The organism is Celeribacter sp. ULVN23_4, assembly GCF_054788345.1.
Genome location: NZ_JBTVYO010000001.1, coordinates 323,952 through 340,200, shown reverse-complemented (window position 1 = coordinate 340,200; position 16,249 = coordinate 323,952). Strand labels below are relative to the sequence as shown.

Below are 16,249 nucleotides of genomic sequence, written 5' to 3'. Positions count from 1 at the left end.
AACCCGTATTCTGACTGAAAAGCTAGGAGACCCCAGTGCACATTCAAACCGGACGTTTCGAGACGCAGCATGCGTCCAAATATCTGCAACAACTCTGCAAGCATTTCGCTCATAAAGTAGAGGTCGAATATACCTCGACCGCAGGCCAGGCCGCCTTGCCGTCGGGGCCTGCGACACTGGAGGCGAATGAGCAGAGCCTGATCGTGCGTCTGACGGCGCAGGATGACGTAGGCATGGGCAAGGCCCGTGCGATCATTGATGTGCACCTCAAGAAATTTGCCTTCCGTGAAGCGTTTGAGGAAATGGCTTGGGGGCCAATGGAAAAGGCCGTCTGACTGAGTAAGGCATTCAAGGTATTATAAAATCGAAAAAGACCGTCCTTTCAGGGGCGGTCTTTTTTTATATCTTATCAGTGCTGGGGAACGTGTTGCGAGGCTTGCGGCAAAATCCATGGCCCACCCGCCGGGGGCGGAGTATTCGTTCGCAGGGCACAGCCGTAACAGGCCGACAACCGCCCGTCGGTGAAGACGTCTTGCGGCGTGCCGGTGGCTAGCATCTGCCCATTGCCGAGCAGCGCGACGTGATCGGCAAACATAGCTGTCAGGTTGAGATCATGCATCACCGCGATGACGCCGCCACCACGCCGGGCGTAATCGCGGGCCAATTCCATCACGGCAAGTTGATGGCCGATGTCGAGCGCCGAGACCGGCTCGTCGAGGATGAGCCAGCGTGGGTGACCGTCCAGAACAGGTTCCCAGATTTGCACCAGCACGCGGGCAAGCTGGGCGCGCTGGCGTTCTCCGCCGGAGAGTTCCTGCACCATGCGGCCTTCAAAACCTTCGAGCCCCACGCGGGCCAAGGCTGCGCGCGGTAGATGTTCAAGCCCTTCCGCGCGCCCGGTGGCGAGACCTGCGGTGAGACCAAGGCGGACGAGTTCGAGAACGGTGAACGGAAAGGCAATGCTGCCGGATTGCGGCAGGACCGCGCGGCGTTGTGCCAGATCGAGGGGCGAGAGATGCGAGAGGGGGATGCCATCGAGGGCAACTTCACCCTCGAAATCCTGCTCGCCTGTCAGGGTCCGCAGGAGTGTGGTCTTGCCGGAGCCGTTCGGGCCGACAATGGCGGTCACTTCGCCAGCCGCAGCGGAGAAATTGACCTGGTCGAGCACGGTGCGAGAGCCGAAGCGGACGGTGATATCGGTGGCGGTGATCATCTCAGCTTTCCAGAAGGGCGCGGTTTTTCAACAAGATCCAAAGGAAGAACGGCCCGCCGAGACAGGCGGTGACGATGCCAATCGGCAGTTCGGCAGGGGCGACGGCGACGCGGGAGATCATATCGGCGAGCAAAAGAGTGATCGCGCCGAGAAGCGCCGCATTGGGCAGAAGATTGCGATGTTCCGGCCCTTGCAGCAGGCGCAGAAGGTGCGGGACGACGATGCCGATGAAGCCGATGCCGCCTGTGATGGCGACAGAGGCTCCGACCGATCCGGCGACCGAGAGGATGGCGATGCGCTTCATGCGCTGCGTGTCGATGCCCATATGGCTGGCGACCGCTTCGCCCAAGGCCAAGGCGTCGAGCGCGCGGGCGAGGAACGGGGCGGTGAGAAGCGCCAGTGCGATGATCGGGCCAGCGGTCAGGAGCTTCGCCCATGTCGCCCCCGCGACGGAGCCCATGCCCCAGAAGGTCAGATCGCGGAGCTGATCGTCAGTGGCTTTGTAGACGATGAAACCCGTCAGAGCGCCGGTCAGGGCGCCAAGGGCGATCCCCGCGAGGAGCATTGTTGCGACAGATGTGCGCCCGCCTCGCGTGGCGATTTTGTAGAGCACGATTGTGGAGAGCCAGCCGCCGAGGAAGGCGGCGACAGGGACGAGATACGCGCCGACCAGATTTTGCAGGGCAATGGGCAAGAGCCCGCCAAGCACGATCGCCGCCACCGCACCGAAGCCTGCGCCTGCCGAGACCCCGACGAGCCCCGGATCAGCGAGCGGATTGCGGAACAGACCCTGCATCACCGCGCCTGCGACGGCGAGGGCCGCGCCGACCAGAGCGCCCGTGAGGACACGCGGCATGCGGATGTCCCAGACGATGGTCATATCGCGCAGGCTGGCGTCGCCGATCCCGGCCTTGGCCATAAGCGCACCGATCACGTCCGTATCGCCAGCCGCACCCCAGCCGAGGCCCAAAAGCATGGTCAGGCCCAAGCCGAAGATCAGGACAATGCGCAAGGCGCGCGCCTTGTCGCGGCGATCTCCGGTCAGGCTATGAGAACCGGTCTCGGCGATGGCCATGTGTTAGTCCCCCGCTGCCGCCCAGAGTGCTTTGTGCAATTCCGTGGCGAACTCGGCGGTGCGTGGGCCAAAGCCCAGAGCCGCAGGGCTGATCTGAACGAAAGCGCCGTTTTGTCCCGCTGGGGTCTGTGACAGGGCGGGCAGGCTGAGGATGTCGCTTTTGTTGACGTCATGCTCGGTTTGGCCTGTGCTTTCCATCATGAGGACCACATCGGGCGCGGCGGCAATGATCGCCTCGTCGCTCATGATCTTGTAGCCTTGGAATGCGTCTGCCATGACGTTCTCGCCGCCTGCAAGTGCGATGATGCCGTTTGCGCCGGTGCCGCCGCCCGCCACGTTGAGGCGTCCGCCTTGGTTGGACAGGATGAAGAGGACGTGCGGCGCGTCGCCTGCTTCCGTCCGGGCTGTCCTCAAATCCGAGAATTGTGCCGCGACCTGGCTCGCCAAGGTGTCGGCTTTCTCCGGTACCCCGAGCGCGTCTCCAACCGTGTGGATCGCGACAATCACGGAATCCTCGGAGAACCCGTCTTTGACCGGAACCAATGGGATCGACGCGGCGCGGAGTTGATCAAGAACTTCGGGCGGGCCTGCGGTGTCGCGGGTGATGATCAGGTCGGGGCCGACGGACAGGACGCCTTCCGCCGACAATTGGCGCATATAGCCGACATCGGGCAGGGCGTTGGCGGCCTCCGGGAATTGCGAAGTGGTGTCGCGGGCGACGAGCCGACCCTCTTCGCCGAGAGCATAGATGATCTCCGTGACCGGCCCGCCAATGGCGACGATGGAGTTGGCCTCCGGGTAGTTGTCCGCATGGGCCGAGAGGGGGAGGAAGAGCGCGGCGCTCAGAAAAAGGTGTTTCATTTATGCCCCCGGCAGATCGGTGAGAATTTGATGCCACTGGGCGAGATCGTCCGTGTCATCTTCGCGCTGGCCGAAACATTGGAAGATCAAGCCGCCCTCGGCGTCGAAAGCCTCCAGAGACACGGCCGGGCCGCGCTTCGTCGGCTTGTCGACGACATAGACCTCGGCCAGATGATCGCCGCGCAGATGGAGGTTGAAGTTTGGATCAAGCACGTTGAGCCAAGGCCCCATCGGTTTGATGGTGTCGAGGGTGCCCCAGTGAATCTGGATGTTACCGCGATTGCCGACGAAGAGAATGACTTTCTGATGGGCTGCGGACACAGCCTCCAGGAAACCGGCGACGGCCTCCGGCTTGATGGCCCGCACGAAAGGTTCGCCAGCGAGGCGATAAGCACCCAGACGGTTCATCCCGAGCTTTGTGGAAATCCGGTTGAACTGGTGCGTGTCCGTCATGCGCTGCCATTCCTCGACGAGAATGTCGCGCTTGTCTGCGTTGATCTTCGCGCCTTCGGTGGGTTGGCGTGGCACGACGGAGATGTCGGTCGATTGATCTTCAAGTTTCAGAACATCGACGAGCGGTTGCCAGGCGTCGTGGTTCGACGTGTCGCGCAGAAAGACTTTCTGAAGGGCATCGCCAGAGGCGTCAAAGAATTGCAGCGTGCGGCGGATACCCTTGTCGCTCGTGTTTTCAATGGCGAAGCCGAAAGTCCAGAACTTCGGGAAAATCCGCGTGTCGATTTCCTTGCCGAGCACCATCGAGGCATGCGGTCCCGATTTGTAGGTCTCAAACGTGCCGACGCGCTCATGCACGCAGGAGGCGTTGCGGGTCAGCGCCATGACGTTGCCGAGTGCGGTGAGGCGCGGCATAACTTCGTCCGGATGCGCTTTGATCCTGATGACGGTCATGTCCGGAGTTTGTCCGACATGTGCGGCGAGGAGTTCGGCCTCGGAAATGCCGAGGCTATCTGCAAGATCGCGATCACGTTTGTCGGTGTTGGCCGATTTCGCGGCGCGAATATCTGCTGCTGTGAGGGGTTTGTTCATGGCAAGGGCCTCGCGGGGAATGGATGCGGACGCGCGCGGGACACGAAGGAACACCCCGCGCGCTGGCTTGGGTCAAGTGACCTTGGCAACTGGAGCGGAGGAATGGGGGCGATGGTCTTCAATCGTCGACAACAGAGCGGCCTCAGGGGCGAGACGCGGCGTGTTTGCGTGACGGAAGGATGAAAACAGCATCAGCAGGCCAGTTTCTCCGAGATCAGGTGATGAAAATCCTGCTGGCAGCCGGGCGGCGCTTGCTTTTTGCGTTTAGCTACAATGGTTGAGTTAAACTGTCAAGATTTGCGATGGGAGACCTGTCGCACAAATGACGACGCCCGCCGAAAGACATCGGCGGGCGTCGTTTCTAGCGTGTTATGCGTAAAGCTCAGGCGCGGGTCATGCGGCCGTAGGCGACATCATAGATGTCATCGCGCTGCAGGCCGATGTCGGCGAGTTCGCGGTCGGAGAGCGCGTCGAGCGCTTTGAGCGTTTTGGCGGCGTGACGGTGCGCGGCAAGCTTGCCGAACAGGCTGGCGCCGAACCCTTTGAGGCCCGAGGAGATGCTCGGAGCGAGGGTGTGGGACATGGTCGTCATGGTTGTCGGTCCTTGTAGGCGAAAGTTTTCAAAGCGCCCCAAAAATGTGCGCTAAATATTCTGACACGCATATATGGTGGGCGATTTATGAAGACAAATGTCGGTATGACAGTCCTGCCATGCGATTGGGGCATGGCTGTCGCGATCGGCCCCGCCGATCTGTTGGCTTGGGGCGGCGGAGTCCTTATGAAACGAGGGCACACAAAAGGAGAGGACTGATGAGCACTGCGACCCCGGCAACACGGTTTCTCGACAAGGCGGGGCTCTCTTATGACGTGTTCGAATATGAGTATGGCGGCGGGGAAGGGCCGATTGGCCTTCAGGCTGCGGATGCCATCGGATGGCTGCCTGAACGGGTCTTCAAGACTCTCATGGTTGAGCTGGACGGACAGCCCGCCTGTGCCGTGATCCCTTCTGATCGTTCTCTGTCTATGAAGAAAATGGCTGCCGCGCTCAAAGGCAAATCCGCTAAGATGATGGAGGCGCCCAAGGCTGAGCGCCTGACGGGCTTTCATACCGGGGGGATTAGCCCTTTTGGCCAGAAAAAGCGCGTCCCGATCGTGTTTGATGCCTCTATTCTCATGGTCGAGGCGCCGGTGGTGATCAACGGCGGCAAGCGTGGTTTGATGGTCTGTCTGGTGCCTGAGTCTGCGATTGCCGCATTGAGGGCGGCGGTTGCGGAGGTCTGTGCGGTCTGAACCGCCCCGGACTTGCGGCATTTTTGCAGAATGCGTTGGACGCTCAGAAAAAAGTTAACAGAGCGAATCACCTATGTTAGCTTGCCGTTAATAAAAAGAATTAGGCAGGCATACAGGTTATGGGAGCGGGCTATTCCGGCACGTTTGTCGTTGCGTGGGCGCAGGGTGAGCTTGATGGGCTGTCCAATGCGCCTCTGTCGGCGTTGACTGTTGGCGCGTCATGGCGTTGGACAGGGGAGGCCGTCTGCATCGATGGTGCGCGGGACGTTTATGTTCTTGAAGGCGCAATCGGTCGCGAAGAACTGCATCGGCGCGCGTCTCAATCTGTGCGACGACTGATTGGGGTAGCGCTTGAGGGCGTTCCTTTCGCGCGAGGGAAAATGCCCCGCACACGCCTGATGAGCGGAGGCTTCGATCTCACTGATGGCATCAAGCGCTATGAGGTCACCCTGATCGATACGCCGGTTCTTGGCAGCCCTCTTCTTATGTTTGTCGGAGATATGCCGCCAGCGGAGACGGATCTCTGGGTGGTGTCTGTGCATGTCGCCAATCCCTGTGAGATCGAGGGTAGCAAACCGGGCGGGGTCATCTGTTTTACGCCGGGGACGAAAATTCTGACGCCTGATGGGCTGCGCGCGGTTGAAGACCTGCAAGAAGGCGATGCCGTGCAGACCAAGGACAATGGCGTGCAAGCGCTGCGTTGGATCGGGCGGCGCCATATGTCTGGTGCGCGCCTCTATGCCATGCCGCACCTTCGTCCGATCCGGTTTCGGGCGGGTACGCTTGGGCAGGGGCTGCCGGACGATGATTTGATTGTCTCTCCCGATCACCGGGTGCTCCTGAGCGGCCCTGCGGCGCGGGAGCTGTTCAATGTCGACGAGGTCTTGGTGGCCGCGAAAGATCTGATCAATGATCGTTCGATCGTGACAGAGCGCAATATGTATGGGATCGACTATATACATCTATTGTTCGACGCCCATGAGGTGATCTTCGCGAACGGGGTGGAGACGGAGAGCTACCATCCGGGGTTTGCGGATCTTGACGCCATAGAGGACCGTCAGCGTGTTTGTCTTTTGGAGCGCTTCCCGCATCTCGCGGAGCAACCCGAAGACTACGGTCCCGCCGCGCGTCGGACACTGACGGCGGCTGAGGCGGCGATCCTTTTGCATAAGGTGGCCTGAAACGCTTGAGTAACGCTTGACTCCGGCCAAACCGGCTGTATAAGCCCGCCATCCGGTGTGCAGCGATGTGCGCCGGGTTATTCATTGGTGTTGGTGGCCCTCGCAAGAGGAACCCTGTCAACCCGGGGAGCGGCTTGGACCGTCCGGGGAGAGGACAACGCCCTTCGAAACTTTATGAAGGAGATCAGCCGTGACCAAACGCACGTCTGCCAAGTACAAAATCGACCGCCGCATGGGCGAAAACATCTGGGGCCGTCCGAAGTCCCCGGTCAACCGCCGTGAATACGGCCCGGGCCAGCACGGTCAGCGCCGCAAAGGCAAACTGTCCGACTTCGGTCTGCAGCTCCGCGCCAAGCAGAAGCTGAAAGGCTACTACGGCGACCTGACCGAGAAACAATTCCGTCGCATCTTCGCTGACGCCGAGCGTCTCAAAGGCGACACCGGTGAAAACCTCATCGGTCTGCTCGAATCCCGTCTCGACGCTGTCGTGTACCGCGCGAAATTCGTTCCGACCGTCTTTGCTGCCCGTCAGTTCGTGAACCACGGCCACGTGCTCGTGAACGGCCAGCGCGTGAACATCCCCTCCTACCGTGTGAAAGAGGGTGACGTGATCGAAGTGCGCGACAAATCCAAACAAATGGCTCTCGTGCTCGAAGCTGTTGCTCTCGCCGAGCGTGACGTTCCGGATTACATCGACGCCGACCACTCCAAAATGACCGCGACCTTCGTGCGCGCTCCGGGCCTGTCTGACGTGCCCTACGCTGTGCAGATGGAACCGAACCTCGTCATCGAATTCTACGCTCAGAACTAATCTGAGCCGACATTCGAAAGAGTTCCGAAAGGCCGTCCCTTGGGGCGGCCTTTTGCTTTTGGGCGATTTTTTGCTCTGGAAAACCTGACCTGATCCGAATCCTGTTTTGCGCTATGCTGCCGCCAGTGTTTTTTATGGGGGGGCTTTGTGATGGCCATACGTGATGTTTCGTTTGCATCTTTCAATCTCTACAATCTGCAGCAGGCCGGGGCGGCCATGTATTCAGGGTCCAGTTGGACCGAGGAAGAATACGACGCGAAGATTTTCTACACCGGTGCCGTGATCAAACGCCTTGCGGCGGATGTCATCGGCTTTCAGGAGCTATGGGCCGGTGAGGCGCTGGACGCGGCTTTGGACATGGCGGGCATGTCGGAGAGCCACCAAGCTCTGGTGCCGCCAGATCATACCGGCACGCGGATTGTTTGTGCGGGGGCGGTGCGCAAAGACATTTTGGTCGGCGAGCCCAAATGGATTGTGGATTTCCCGGATGAAATGATGCTCTCCTCGGGCGGAGACGATCCGCAACAGGACTTTATCGCCGTCGCGCTCACGTCATTCTCGCGCCCGGTCCTGCATTTCAAAGTGCGGCCGCACCCGGAGACGCCCGACATCCATGTGTTCGTATGCCATTTCAAATCCCGCCGACCGACAGAGCTGTGGCGTGAAGGCTGGTACAACCGGGATGCGCATCAGAACCACCTCAATGCTCTGGGCTATGCCGTTTCAACCATCAGGCGTACGGCGGAGGCGGCGGCATTGCGGGTTCTCATCACCAAATTGACCAAACGCACGAACACGCCCGTGGTGGTGATCGGGGATATGAATGACGGCAAGGCGTCGAACACGCTCAATATCCTGACCGAGCAGCCGCAATATCTGACGGGACTGTCCGCGGGCGGCGGTGACAATGCGCTTTATACCGCGCAAACGCTTCAGGAATATCGCTCGACGCGGGACGTGTATTATACCCATGTCTATAAGAAAGAGCGTGAGAGCCTCGATCACATCCTGTTCTCACAGGAGTTCTACGATCATTCCAAGCGTAGGCTCTGGGCGTTTGACGAAATGACGGTCGACAATGATCACCTGAATGTCGAGGACCACAAGGTCACGGGAACCAATGACCACGGCATTCTGCGTGCGGGGTTCAAATGGAAACCGGCAGAGGCTGCGTTGGTTTGAGGTGACCTAAATCCGCCCCGGAAATGCGATGTAAACCGACGCGTCAAAGCAACAACTCCCGACAGGGTGTTCATCCTGCTGGCAATGCCCGGCGTCCAGCGCTAAGAGGGGCGAGACCTTATAAGCGAGTGGACATATGACCCGTTTGATCGAACCGCAGCCCGGCATCCTTGACATCGCTCTGTATCAGAGCGGAGCAAGCCATGTGGCCGGCGTCGAAAATGTGATCAAGCTGTCCTCGAACGAAAACCCGTTCGGGGCGCCGGAAAGCGCGAAGGCAGCTTTTGCCAAGGCGGCGCATAATCTGCATCGTTATCCCAACACCGACCACGCCAGCCTGCGCAAGGCGATCGCGGATGTGCACGGCCTTGATGCCGAACGCATCATTTGCGGTGTGGGATCGGACGAGATCATCCACTTCCTGTGCCAGGCCTATGCCGGTGTGGGTGATGAGGTGATCTACACCGAGCATGGCTTCTCCATGTATAAAATCTCCGCGCGGGCCGCGGGGGCGACGCCGGTTTGCGTGCCTGAGCGCGAGCGTGTCGTCGATATCGACGCCATTCTCGAAGCCTGCACCGAGAAAACCAAGCTCGTGTTCATCGCCAACCCTGCGAACCCGACCGGTACGATGATCGGCCAGCGTGACATCGCGTATTTGGCGACGAACCTGCCGTCGCATACGCTTTTGGTGCTCGATGGTGCCTATGCCGAATTCGTCGAAGGCTTCGACGGCGGCGCGGCCCTCGTGGAAGCACGCGACAATGTGGTGATGACCCGGACGTTCTCCAAGATCTACGGTCTCGGCGGCATTCGTGTCGGCTGGGGCTATGGTCCGCAAGAGATCATCGACGTGCTGAACCGTGTGCGTGGCCCGTTCAATCTCTCGGAAATGCAACTGGCGGCGGCAGAGGCCGCGGTCAAGGATCGCGACTGGGTCGAGAAATGCCGCGATGACAACACACGCCTGCGCGCTTGGTTGGCCGAAGCGCTGATGGAGCTTGGCATTCCTTCGGACACCTCCTGCGCGAACTTCGTTTTGGCGCGGTTTACGGATGAGGCCGAAGCGGAAGCCTGCGACGACTTCCTGAAATCCAATGGGATCATCGTGCGCCGTGTCGGGGGCTATGGTCTGCCGAACTGCCTGCGGATCACGGTCGGCGACGAAGCGTCCTGTCGCCGCGTGGCCCATGTGATCGGCCAGTTCAAAGGGGAACAGGCCAGTGTCTGATCCTGTCACGAAGGTAATCTACAACCGTGTCGCGCTGATCGGCCTCGGCTTGATTGCGGGTTCCATGTCGCTTGCGATGCGTCGTGCCGGTGTGGCGGGCGAGATCACGGGCTATGCCCGCTCGCAGGCGACCCGCGATACGGCGCGGGAAATCGGACTGGTGGACCGGGTTTGCGAGACCGCTGCTAAGGCGGTCAAAGACGCGGATCTGATCGTTCTCGCCGTGCCGGTTGGGGCGATGGGACCGGTCATGGAAGAGATCGAAAGCACCCTTAAGCCCGGCGCAGTTGTGACGGATGTGGGCTCGGTCAAGAAATCCGTGCTCGAAGCCGTTATGCCGCATATTCCAGAGGGGGTGCATTTCATCGGCACGCACCCGATGGCGGGGACGGAACATTCCGGCCCGCGCTCCGGTTTTGCAGAGCTTTTCGACAACCGCTGGTGCCTGATCGTGCCGCCCGAAGGGGCGGACGAGAGCGAAGTCAAGAAGCTCGAAGACTTCTGGTCGCTTTTGGGCGCGAACACCGAACGGATGGAACCGGACCACCATGACACGGTCTGTGCCGTTGTGTCTCACGTGCCGCACCTGATCGCTTATACCATGGTGGGGGTCGCCGATGACCTGCGCCGGGTGACCGATCAGGAGGTCATCAAATTCTCCGCCGCCGGTTTCCGGGACTTTACCCGGATTGCTGCGTCGGACCCGACCATGTGGCGGGACGTGTTTCTGACCAACAAGGATGCGGCGCTCGAAATCCTCGGGCGTTTCACCGAAGAGCTGTTCGCGCTGCAACGTGCGATCCGCACCGGTGATGGCGATACGCTCCACGATTATTTCACCCGCACCCGCGCGATCCGTCGCGGCATCATCGAGGCGGGCCAAGATACGGAGGCTCCGGACTTCGGTCGTGTGAAAAAAGGCTCATGATCGGGCGGGGCGTCATAGCCCTTGCCCTGAGCCTCTCTGTCGTGGCCCCGGCTGTTGCGCTTGATCGCTCACCGATCCCGCTCCTGCGTCCGGGATCACAGCCCGCTGCGGTTCCGATCATCCAAGCGCCGCACGCCATCTCCAGTCATCGCCCAATCTTGCGTCCCGGCTCTCGTGTGGTGTCTGCGCCGCAGATCATTGCAACCGGTTTTGCTTCGCCTCTGCCCAAGCTGCGCCCAACGTCTCGTGTCGCAACGTCTGCACCTCCCGCGCAATCCGTAACCTATGGGCGAAGCGGGGCTGTCTGTGGTGTAAAAGACATTCGCGGTCAACGTATGAGCCCGATTGTCGGCGCGGTTTCAGGCTGTGGTGTGAAAGAGCCGGTGCAGATCACCGAGGTCGCAGGGGTGCGCCTGTCGACCCCCGCCGTCGTCGATTGCACCACCGCAAAAGCTTTGCGGACTTGGATTAACAAAGGCGCCGACCCCGTCATCGGACGCTTGGGCGGCGGGCTCGCGCAGCTTGATGTGGCGGCGAGCTATGTCTGTCGCCCGCGCAACAATCAAGCTGGTGCGAAAATCTCCGAACATGGTCTTGGGCATGCAATCGACGTTTCCGCGCTGCGTTTGAAAAACGGTATGGTGATCACGGTTCGGGATGGTTGGAACGATAAGGTGCAGGGCAAAATCCTGCGCAAATTGCATAAGTCAGCCTGTGGGCCTTTCGGCACGGTGCTTGGCCCGGAAAGCGATCAGTATCACAAGGATCACTTTCATTTCGATACGGCGAGATACAGGTCTGGCAGCTATTGCCGCTAGCCGGATCGCCGTTCTAGGCGACCGTATTGCCCCCGTATAGCCTTAAGGCCCGATGTCAGCGAATGACCAGACGCGGGGCAGGACCGAGGGGAATGAAGCCCAGTGTGATCATCCCGTCTTTCAGGTTCAGCTCCGCATCAATCGTGTCTTTGCGCCCCGATAGTCCGGCCAGCATTTCTCCGGCGCGCAGGGCGAGCCCGCTCAAATCCTTCGGGATCGCGCCCGTCGCAATCGCAAGTTCCACCATCTCACGCCAGTTCTCCGCCTTCACCGCGACTTTGCCGACCGGATAGCCGCGCTTGTCCACATCGAACGCGCCGGTGAGCTTGAGGTTCAGCTCGCCCCAATGGGCAGAGAACGTGTCGATGTCGATATGGGTCGGCTGTGGGCGCGGCCCTTCGAGGGAATGAATGTTCCAGGGTCCATCAAAGGTCGCGGACATTTTCAGGTCCAGCTCCTCAAACCGGTCGGACAAAAGCCCCTCCGGGTCCAGCTCTTCAATCAAACCGCCGGTGGGCGCAAAGCCCTGCGCGTTCACGGTGATGTCTTGGGTCAGGTCGTTGTCGGCGTTGCGCTGTGTGGCGATCTGCGTTGTGTCGAGGGTCAGTCCCCAATCTGCGTTCGAAGCAAGCTTCAGCCCGTTGATCGCGAGCGAGGCATGATCAAGCGTGAGGCTGGGGCCGGGATCGACGAAGAGTTGCGCTTCGGCCGAATCCTGCGTGATGTCGATCTTCTGATAGGGGGACGCGAGCGACATTTCCGGCGCCATATGCAGGGTGAACCGCGTCGGGCGGTGGCTTTGGCTCAGGATTTCAATCTTGGGCGTCGAAAAAGCGACGCCGGTGCGCGGGTCAGCCAGACGCGGGTCCATGATCGCAGTGTCGAACCGGGTGGGGAAGCCGCGTGTCTTGATCTCGACGGATTCGGCTTGCCAGCCATCGGAGGCCCGTGCCGCCATCCAGGCGGAGATCGCACGTTCCGTGCCTCTCGCGCCGACCATCCAATAGCCGGAATAAACGATGAACGCGGCCAGCACGATCCAGATCAGTTTGCGCATCTTCGGGTCCCTGCCTTTTCATTCCTGCCTCAGCCGTGTTTAACCGGAGCATAGGCGACAGGAAAGAGGACGGACGCGGGGATGCAGACCGATCACAGGCTTGTGCACCAATCAGATGACGCGTTGATGCGGGACGGGTTCTGGGTGTTTGGGTATGGCTCCCTGATGTGGAATCCGGAGTTCGACTTCATGGAGCGTCTCCCTGCGGTTCTGACCGATTATGCGCGCTCTTTCTGCATGTGGTCGATCCACCACCGCGGCTCTCCCGAGGCGCCGGGGCTTGTTCTGGCGCTCGATGCCGAAGCTGGCGCGGCCTGTCAGGGGCTGGCTTTTCGGATCGGGCCGGAGGAGGCGACGCAGGCTTTGGCCGATCTGCGCGAGCGCGAACTGGTGTCTTCCGCCTACCTCGAACGACAAGTCACTCTGCGGCTGTCCGACGGGCGTGACGTGATCGCGCTGGCCTATATCGTCGACCCGAACCATGTCCAATATACCGGCCCGCTGAGCCTTGAGCGGCAGGCGGAGGTGATCGCCGGGGCTTGCGGCGGGCGCGGGCCGAATTGCGAGTATCTTTTCTCCACCGCAGAGCATCTGGCCGAGCTTGGTATGGAGGATCTGGAACTGTCGCAACTCTCTGAAATGGTGCGACATCGCCTCAAAGCGTGATTACACGAAATCGCGTGTTGGCAGCGGGGCAGAGAGCCCCTATCGTGACCTCGAACCGACAGACAGGGTCAGGACGTCAATGGACCAACCCGATCACACGCCAGAGCGACAGGCTGAACTGAAATTCTTTTCCCAACCCGTGCGGCAGATCACTTTGATGATCATCGTGCTGGGCTTGGTCGTGGCCGGATTGGTCATGGCGCTGCCTCGGGTCGGGCCGGTGTTCTTCGCCAACCTCTATCTCAACGGCTTTATCGCCGTGGTCTTCATCATCGGCATCCTGTCGTGTTTCTGGCAGGTCGCGCAACTTGTGGCCTCGGTCAATTGGATCGAGCGGTTCACCGGTCAGCGCCCGAAAGTGCCGGGCAAAACCGCCCCGCGTCTTCTCGCGCCTCTCGCGGCGCTTTTGCGCGGTCGTAGCGCACATTCGCAAATCTCGGCGAGCTCGTCGCGCTCCATCCTCGACTCGGTCGCGACTCGTATTGACGAGGCGCGCGATATCACGCGTTATATTGCCAACCTGCTGATCTTCCTTGGTCTTCTGGGCACATTCTATGGTCTTGCGACCACAGTTCCGGCTCTGGTCGATACCATTAAATCTTTGTCCCCGTCGGAAGGCGAGGGCGCGAGCGACGTGTTGGGGCAGCTCATGGGCGGGCTTGAAAGTCAGCTCGGCGGCATGGGCACGGCCTTTGCCTCCTCGCTCTTGGGCCTCGCCGGGTCGCTCGTGGTGGGCATGCTCGAACTCTTCGCAACGCATGGGCAAAACCGCTTCTTCCGCGAACTCGAAGAATGGATGTCGACCATCACGCGGATCGGCTTCGCGTCTGACGCGGGGGAGGGTGAAGTGTCGGGGGCGGTGGCCGTCCTTGATCACATGAGCCACCAGATGCAGCAGCTTCAGGACATGTTCACCCGATCCGATGCGCTGCGCTCTCAGGTCGACAGCCGTCTTGAACAACTGGCCTCCTCGATTGACCGTCTGGTTCTGCAAATGGATGTCGATATCGGCGCGGCGCCCTTGTTGGCGCGGATTGCGGAGGGGCAGGACCGCCTCATTGGCGTGATGCAGGAACGTGCTTCTGAGGCCCCCGAAGGCGAGGCATTTGATGCGGAGGCCCGGATGCGCCTTCGTTCCATCGATGTGCAGCTTCTCAGGATTCTCGAAGAGCTTTCCGCCGGTCGTCAGGAAAGCCTCTCGGAACTGCGCGCGGAGATTGCCGGGTTGACCCGGACGCTGCGCGATCTGGGCGCACAGGGCGAATAGCATGGCCGTTCTGCGCCGTTCTTCCCATCGCATGTCCGGCTCAATTTGGCCGGGGTTCGTCGATGCGATGACGGCGCTTTTGCTTGTGCTGATGTTCGTTTTGACGATTTTCATGGTCGTCCAATCCATGCTCCGCGACCAGATTTCCGGGCAGGAACATGAGCTCGATGCGCTGACGGGCGAATTGAACGCTTTGGCGGATGCTTTGGGGTTGGAACAGCAAAAGAACCTCGGGCTTGAGACCCAGATCGGAACCTTGCAGGCGACGCTGTCGGATGCGCGGGCCAAGGCGGAAAATCAGGCCAAGACCATCGCCGATTTGGAGGGCCAGAATGCCGCGCTGACAGGGCGGATCGCATCGTTTGAGCAGCAGGTGGCAAGCCTGATGTCGGAGCGCGATGCGGCTCTGACCGAAGGTGCGCAATTGGCCGCGCAAATCGAGGATTTGGAAGCGGCCAAAGCGCAATTGATTTCAGATCAGGAAGCCGCGCAGCTGGCGCTCGCAAAAGCCCGCGATGAGATCGATGCAGCCACGGAAGAAGCGCGTTTGGCGGCGGCTCGGCGAGAGGCGCTCGATGCCCTCGTCGCGCAGCTCAAGACCGAGGCGAACGAGCGGCAATCCGCGCTTGAACAGGCGCAGGATGAGCTCTCGCAATCGGAAAAAGATCGTCTGGCCGATGCCGCGGCCTTGAAGGCGTTGCAGGACAAGATTGCAGGTTCGGGCGACGAGCTGACCGCGATGACACTGGCGCTGGAAGAGGCGCGCAAACAGGCCGAAGAGACTTTGACCCTGTTGGCGGCGGCTCGAACGGCGCGGGACAAGTTGCAGGCCCAGCTTGATCAGGACGTGTCGGATCGGGACAAACAGGCGGCGCTTTTGGCCACGGCGCAGGTGGCGCTTGAGACGGAACAGGCCAAATCTGCGGAAGGACAGCGCAAGCTCGCGCTCCTGAACGCGCAGGTGGCGCAGATGCGTGAGCAGCTTTCTTCGCTGCAATCGACCCTCGATGTGCGGACGGCGCAGGACACGGAAAATCAGGTCCAGATCGACAGTCTGACACAACGCCTGAACTCCGCTTTGGCGCAGGTGGCGGCGGAAGAAAAGGCCCGTGCCACGCTAGAGGAAGCCGAACGCAAGCGTTTGGAAGAAGAAGCGAAATCTCTCCAGAATTACCGATCCGAGTTTTTCGGGCGGATGCGCGAAATCCTCGGGGATCGGGAAGGGGTCAAGATCGTTGGTGACCGGTTCGTGTTTTCCTCAGAAATCCTGTTCGAGCCGGCCTCCGCCGATCTCGGGCCACAGGGCAAGACGCAGATCGCGCGTGTCGCGCGCATTCTCTCGGAAGTCGCCGCAGAGATTCCGCCGGAGATCGACTGGGTGATCCGTGTCGATGGGCATACCGACAAAACGCCACTCGCGGGCACGGGCAAGTATCGCGACAACTGGGAATTGTCGCAGGCCCGCGCGCTGGCCGTGGTGCGCTATATGGTGAATGATTTGGGCTTCGATCCGTCGCGTCTCGTGGCGGCGGGCTTCGGGGAATATCAACCGATTGCGGAGGGCGACGGCCCGGAGGCGCTGGCGCAGAACCGCCGGATCGAGCTGAAGCTGACTGAGAAGTAAC

17 protein-coding genes are annotated in these 16,249 nt (G+C 60.6%); 11 read left to right on the top strand and 6 right to left on the bottom strand.

The annotated features are described in order from the left end of the window. Window positions 1-35: 35 nt before the first annotated feature. Window positions 36-335 (top strand): DUF2218 domain-containing protein, encoded by a 300-nt coding sequence (locus ACYBHZ_RS01625; RefSeq protein ID WP_460272434.1) that lies wholly within the window; start codon window positions 36-38, stop codon window positions 333-335. A gap of 74 nt (window positions 336-409) precedes the next feature. On the opposite strand, the gene ACYBHZ_RS01620 is transcribed toward ACYBHZ_RS01625, so the two are convergent. From ACYBHZ_RS01620 to ACYBHZ_RS01600, 5 genes are all read right to left on the bottom strand, one after another. Then, window positions 410-1,213 carry a heme ABC transporter ATP-binding protein gene (locus ACYBHZ_RS01620; protein ID WP_460272433.1) on the bottom strand — a complete coding sequence of 268 codons (804 nt, stop codon included), beginning with the start codon at window positions 1,211-1,213 and terminating at the stop codon, window positions 410-412. Window position 1,214: 1 nt separating this feature from the next. Then, a complete protein-coding gene (locus ACYBHZ_RS01615) occupies window positions 1,215-2,288 on the bottom strand; it encodes a FecCD family ABC transporter permease (RefSeq protein ID WP_460272432.1) in 1,074 nt (357 codons plus the stop codon). A gap of 3 nt (window positions 2,289-2,291) precedes the next feature. Beyond that, the gene (locus ACYBHZ_RS01610) at window positions 2,292-3,149 is read right to left on the bottom strand and encodes a heme/hemin ABC transporter substrate-binding protein (RefSeq protein ID WP_460272431.1); all 858 of its coding nucleotides are present in this window, start codon (window positions 3,147-3,149) and stop codon (window positions 2,292-2,294) included. Then, window positions 3,150-4,193, bottom strand: a complete 1,044-nt coding sequence (locus ACYBHZ_RS01605) for a hemin-degrading factor (RefSeq protein WP_460272430.1) — start codon at window positions 4,191-4,193, stop codon at window positions 3,150-3,152. A 382-nt stretch (window positions 4,194-4,575) separates the two neighbouring features. Next, window positions 4,576-4,785, bottom strand: coding sequence for a DUF1127 domain-containing protein (locus ACYBHZ_RS01600; RefSeq protein WP_460272429.1), 210 nt, complete (start codon window positions 4,783-4,785; stop codon window positions 4,576-4,578). Between the two features lie 218 nt (window positions 4,786-5,003). On the opposite strand from ACYBHZ_RS01600, the gene ACYBHZ_RS01595 reads away from it, so the two are divergent. From ACYBHZ_RS01595 to ACYBHZ_RS01565, 7 genes are all read left to right on the top strand, one after another. Then, on the top strand, window positions 5,004-5,483 hold the full coding sequence (locus ACYBHZ_RS01595; protein WP_460272428.1) for an aminoacyl-tRNA deacylase: 480 nt from the start codon (window positions 5,004-5,006) through the stop codon (window positions 5,481-5,483). Between the two features lie 380 nt (window positions 5,484-5,863). Beyond that, a complete protein-coding gene (locus tag ACYBHZ_RS01590; protein WP_460272427.1) occupies window positions 5,864-6,664 on the top strand; it encodes a Hint domain-containing protein in 801 nt (266 codons plus the stop codon). A 190-nt stretch (window positions 6,665-6,854) separates the two neighbouring features. Next, a complete protein-coding gene (rpsD, locus tag ACYBHZ_RS01585) occupies window positions 6,855-7,475 on the top strand; it encodes a 30S ribosomal protein S4 (RefSeq protein WP_460272426.1) in 621 nt (206 codons plus the stop codon). A gap of 150 nt (window positions 7,476-7,625) precedes the next feature. Beyond that, window positions 7,626-8,657: an endonuclease/exonuclease/phosphatase family protein gene (locus ACYBHZ_RS01580; protein WP_460272425.1), complete on the top strand. Its 1,032-nt coding sequence runs from the start codon at window positions 7,626-7,628 to the stop codon at window positions 8,655-8,657. Between the two features lie 136 nt (window positions 8,658-8,793). After that, window positions 8,794-9,888, top strand: a complete 1,095-nt coding sequence (gene hisC, locus ACYBHZ_RS01575) for a histidinol-phosphate transaminase (protein ID WP_460272424.1) — start codon at window positions 8,794-8,796, stop codon at window positions 9,886-9,888. Continuing rightward, the gene (locus ACYBHZ_RS01570; RefSeq protein WP_460272423.1) at window positions 9,881-10,816 is read left to right on the top strand and encodes a prephenate/arogenate dehydrogenase family protein; all 936 of its coding nucleotides are present in this window, start codon (window positions 9,881-9,883) and stop codon (window positions 10,814-10,816) included. Before hisC ends, ACYBHZ_RS01570 begins: the two co-directional genes overlap by 8 nt. Beyond that, a complete protein-coding gene (locus ACYBHZ_RS01565) occupies window positions 10,813-11,634 on the top strand; it encodes an extensin-like domain-containing protein (protein ID WP_460272422.1) in 822 nt (273 codons plus the stop codon). The genes ACYBHZ_RS01570 and ACYBHZ_RS01565 overlap by 4 nt, the downstream gene beginning before the upstream one ends. 55 nt (window positions 11,635-11,689) lie before the next feature. Here the strand turns inward: ACYBHZ_RS01565 and ACYBHZ_RS01560 are convergent, their stop codons facing one another. After that, window positions 11,690-12,691, bottom strand: a complete 1,002-nt coding sequence (locus ACYBHZ_RS01560; RefSeq protein WP_460272421.1) for a DUF2125 domain-containing protein — start codon at window positions 12,689-12,691, stop codon at window positions 11,690-11,692. 81 nt (window positions 12,692-12,772) lie between these two features. Between ACYBHZ_RS01560 and ACYBHZ_RS01555 the strand changes: the two genes are divergently transcribed. The 3 genes from ACYBHZ_RS01555 to ACYBHZ_RS01545 all read left to right on the top strand — a co-directional run bounded on the left by ACYBHZ_RS01555 (window position 12,773) and on the right by ACYBHZ_RS01545 (window position 16,248). Further along, window positions 12,773-13,357 carry a gamma-glutamylcyclotransferase gene (locus ACYBHZ_RS01555; RefSeq protein ID WP_460272420.1) on the top strand — a complete coding sequence of 195 codons (585 nt, stop codon included), beginning with the start codon at window positions 12,773-12,775 and terminating at the stop codon, window positions 13,355-13,357. A gap of 79 nt (window positions 13,358-13,436) precedes the next feature. Further along, entirely contained in the window at window positions 13,437-14,624 is a 1,188-nt protein-coding gene (locus ACYBHZ_RS01550; protein WP_460272419.1) for a biopolymer transporter ExbB, read from the top strand. 1 nt (window position 14,625) lies between these two features. Beyond that, window positions 14,626-16,248 carry a peptidoglycan -binding protein gene (locus ACYBHZ_RS01545; RefSeq protein ID WP_460272418.1) on the top strand — a complete coding sequence of 541 codons (1,623 nt, stop codon included), beginning with the start codon at window positions 14,626-14,628 and terminating at the stop codon, window positions 16,246-16,248. The last annotated feature ends 1 nt before the right edge of the window (window position 16,249 follow it).

Excerpts from the sequence above, each read along its gene's own strand:
- ACYBHZ_RS01620 (WP_460272433.1), bottom strand. The coding sequence starts at position 1,213 with ATGATCACCGCCACCGATATCACCGTCCGCTTCGGCTCTCGCACCGTG.
- ACYBHZ_RS01615 (WP_460272432.1), bottom strand. The coding sequence starts at position 2,288 with ATGGCCATCGCCGAGACCGGTTCTCATAGCCTGACCGGAGATCGCCGC.
- ACYBHZ_RS01610 (WP_460272431.1), bottom strand. The coding sequence starts at position 3,149 with ATGAAACACCTTTTTCTGAGCGCCGCGCTCTTCCTCCCCCTCTCGGCC.
- ACYBHZ_RS01605 (WP_460272430.1), bottom strand. The coding sequence starts at position 4,193 with ATGAACAAACCCCTCACAGCAGCAGATATTCGCGCCGCGAAATCGGCC.
- ACYBHZ_RS01600 (WP_460272429.1), bottom strand. The coding sequence starts at position 4,785 with ATGACGACCATGTCCCACACCCTCGCTCCGAGCATCTCCTCGGGCCTC.
- ACYBHZ_RS01595 (WP_460272428.1), top strand. The coding sequence starts at position 5,004 with ATGAGCACTGCGACCCCGGCAACACGGTTTCTCGACAAGGCGGGGCTC.
- ACYBHZ_RS01590 (WP_460272427.1), top strand. The coding sequence starts at position 5,864 with ATGCCCCGCACACGCCTGATGAGCGGAGGCTTCGATCTCACTGATGGC.
- ACYBHZ_RS01580 (WP_460272425.1), top strand. The coding sequence starts at position 7,626 with ATGGCCATACGTGATGTTTCGTTTGCATCTTTCAATCTCTACAATCTG.
- hisC (WP_460272424.1), top strand. The coding sequence starts at position 8,794 with ATGACCCGTTTGATCGAACCGCAGCCCGGCATCCTTGACATCGCTCTG.
- ACYBHZ_RS01565 (WP_460272422.1), top strand. The coding sequence starts at position 10,813 with ATGATCGGGCGGGGCGTCATAGCCCTTGCCCTGAGCCTCTCTGTCGTG.
- ACYBHZ_RS01560 (WP_460272421.1), bottom strand. The coding sequence starts at position 12,691 with ATGCGCAAACTGATCTGGATCGTGCTGGCCGCGTTCATCGTTTATTCC.
- ACYBHZ_RS01555 (WP_460272420.1), top strand. The coding sequence starts at position 12,773 with ATGCAGACCGATCACAGGCTTGTGCACCAATCAGATGACGCGTTGATG.
- ACYBHZ_RS01550 (WP_460272419.1), top strand. The coding sequence starts at position 13,437 with ATGGACCAACCCGATCACACGCCAGAGCGACAGGCTGAACTGAAATTC.
- ACYBHZ_RS01545 (WP_460272418.1), top strand. The coding sequence starts at position 14,626 with ATGGCCGTTCTGCGCCGTTCTTCCCATCGCATGTCCGGCTCAATTTGG.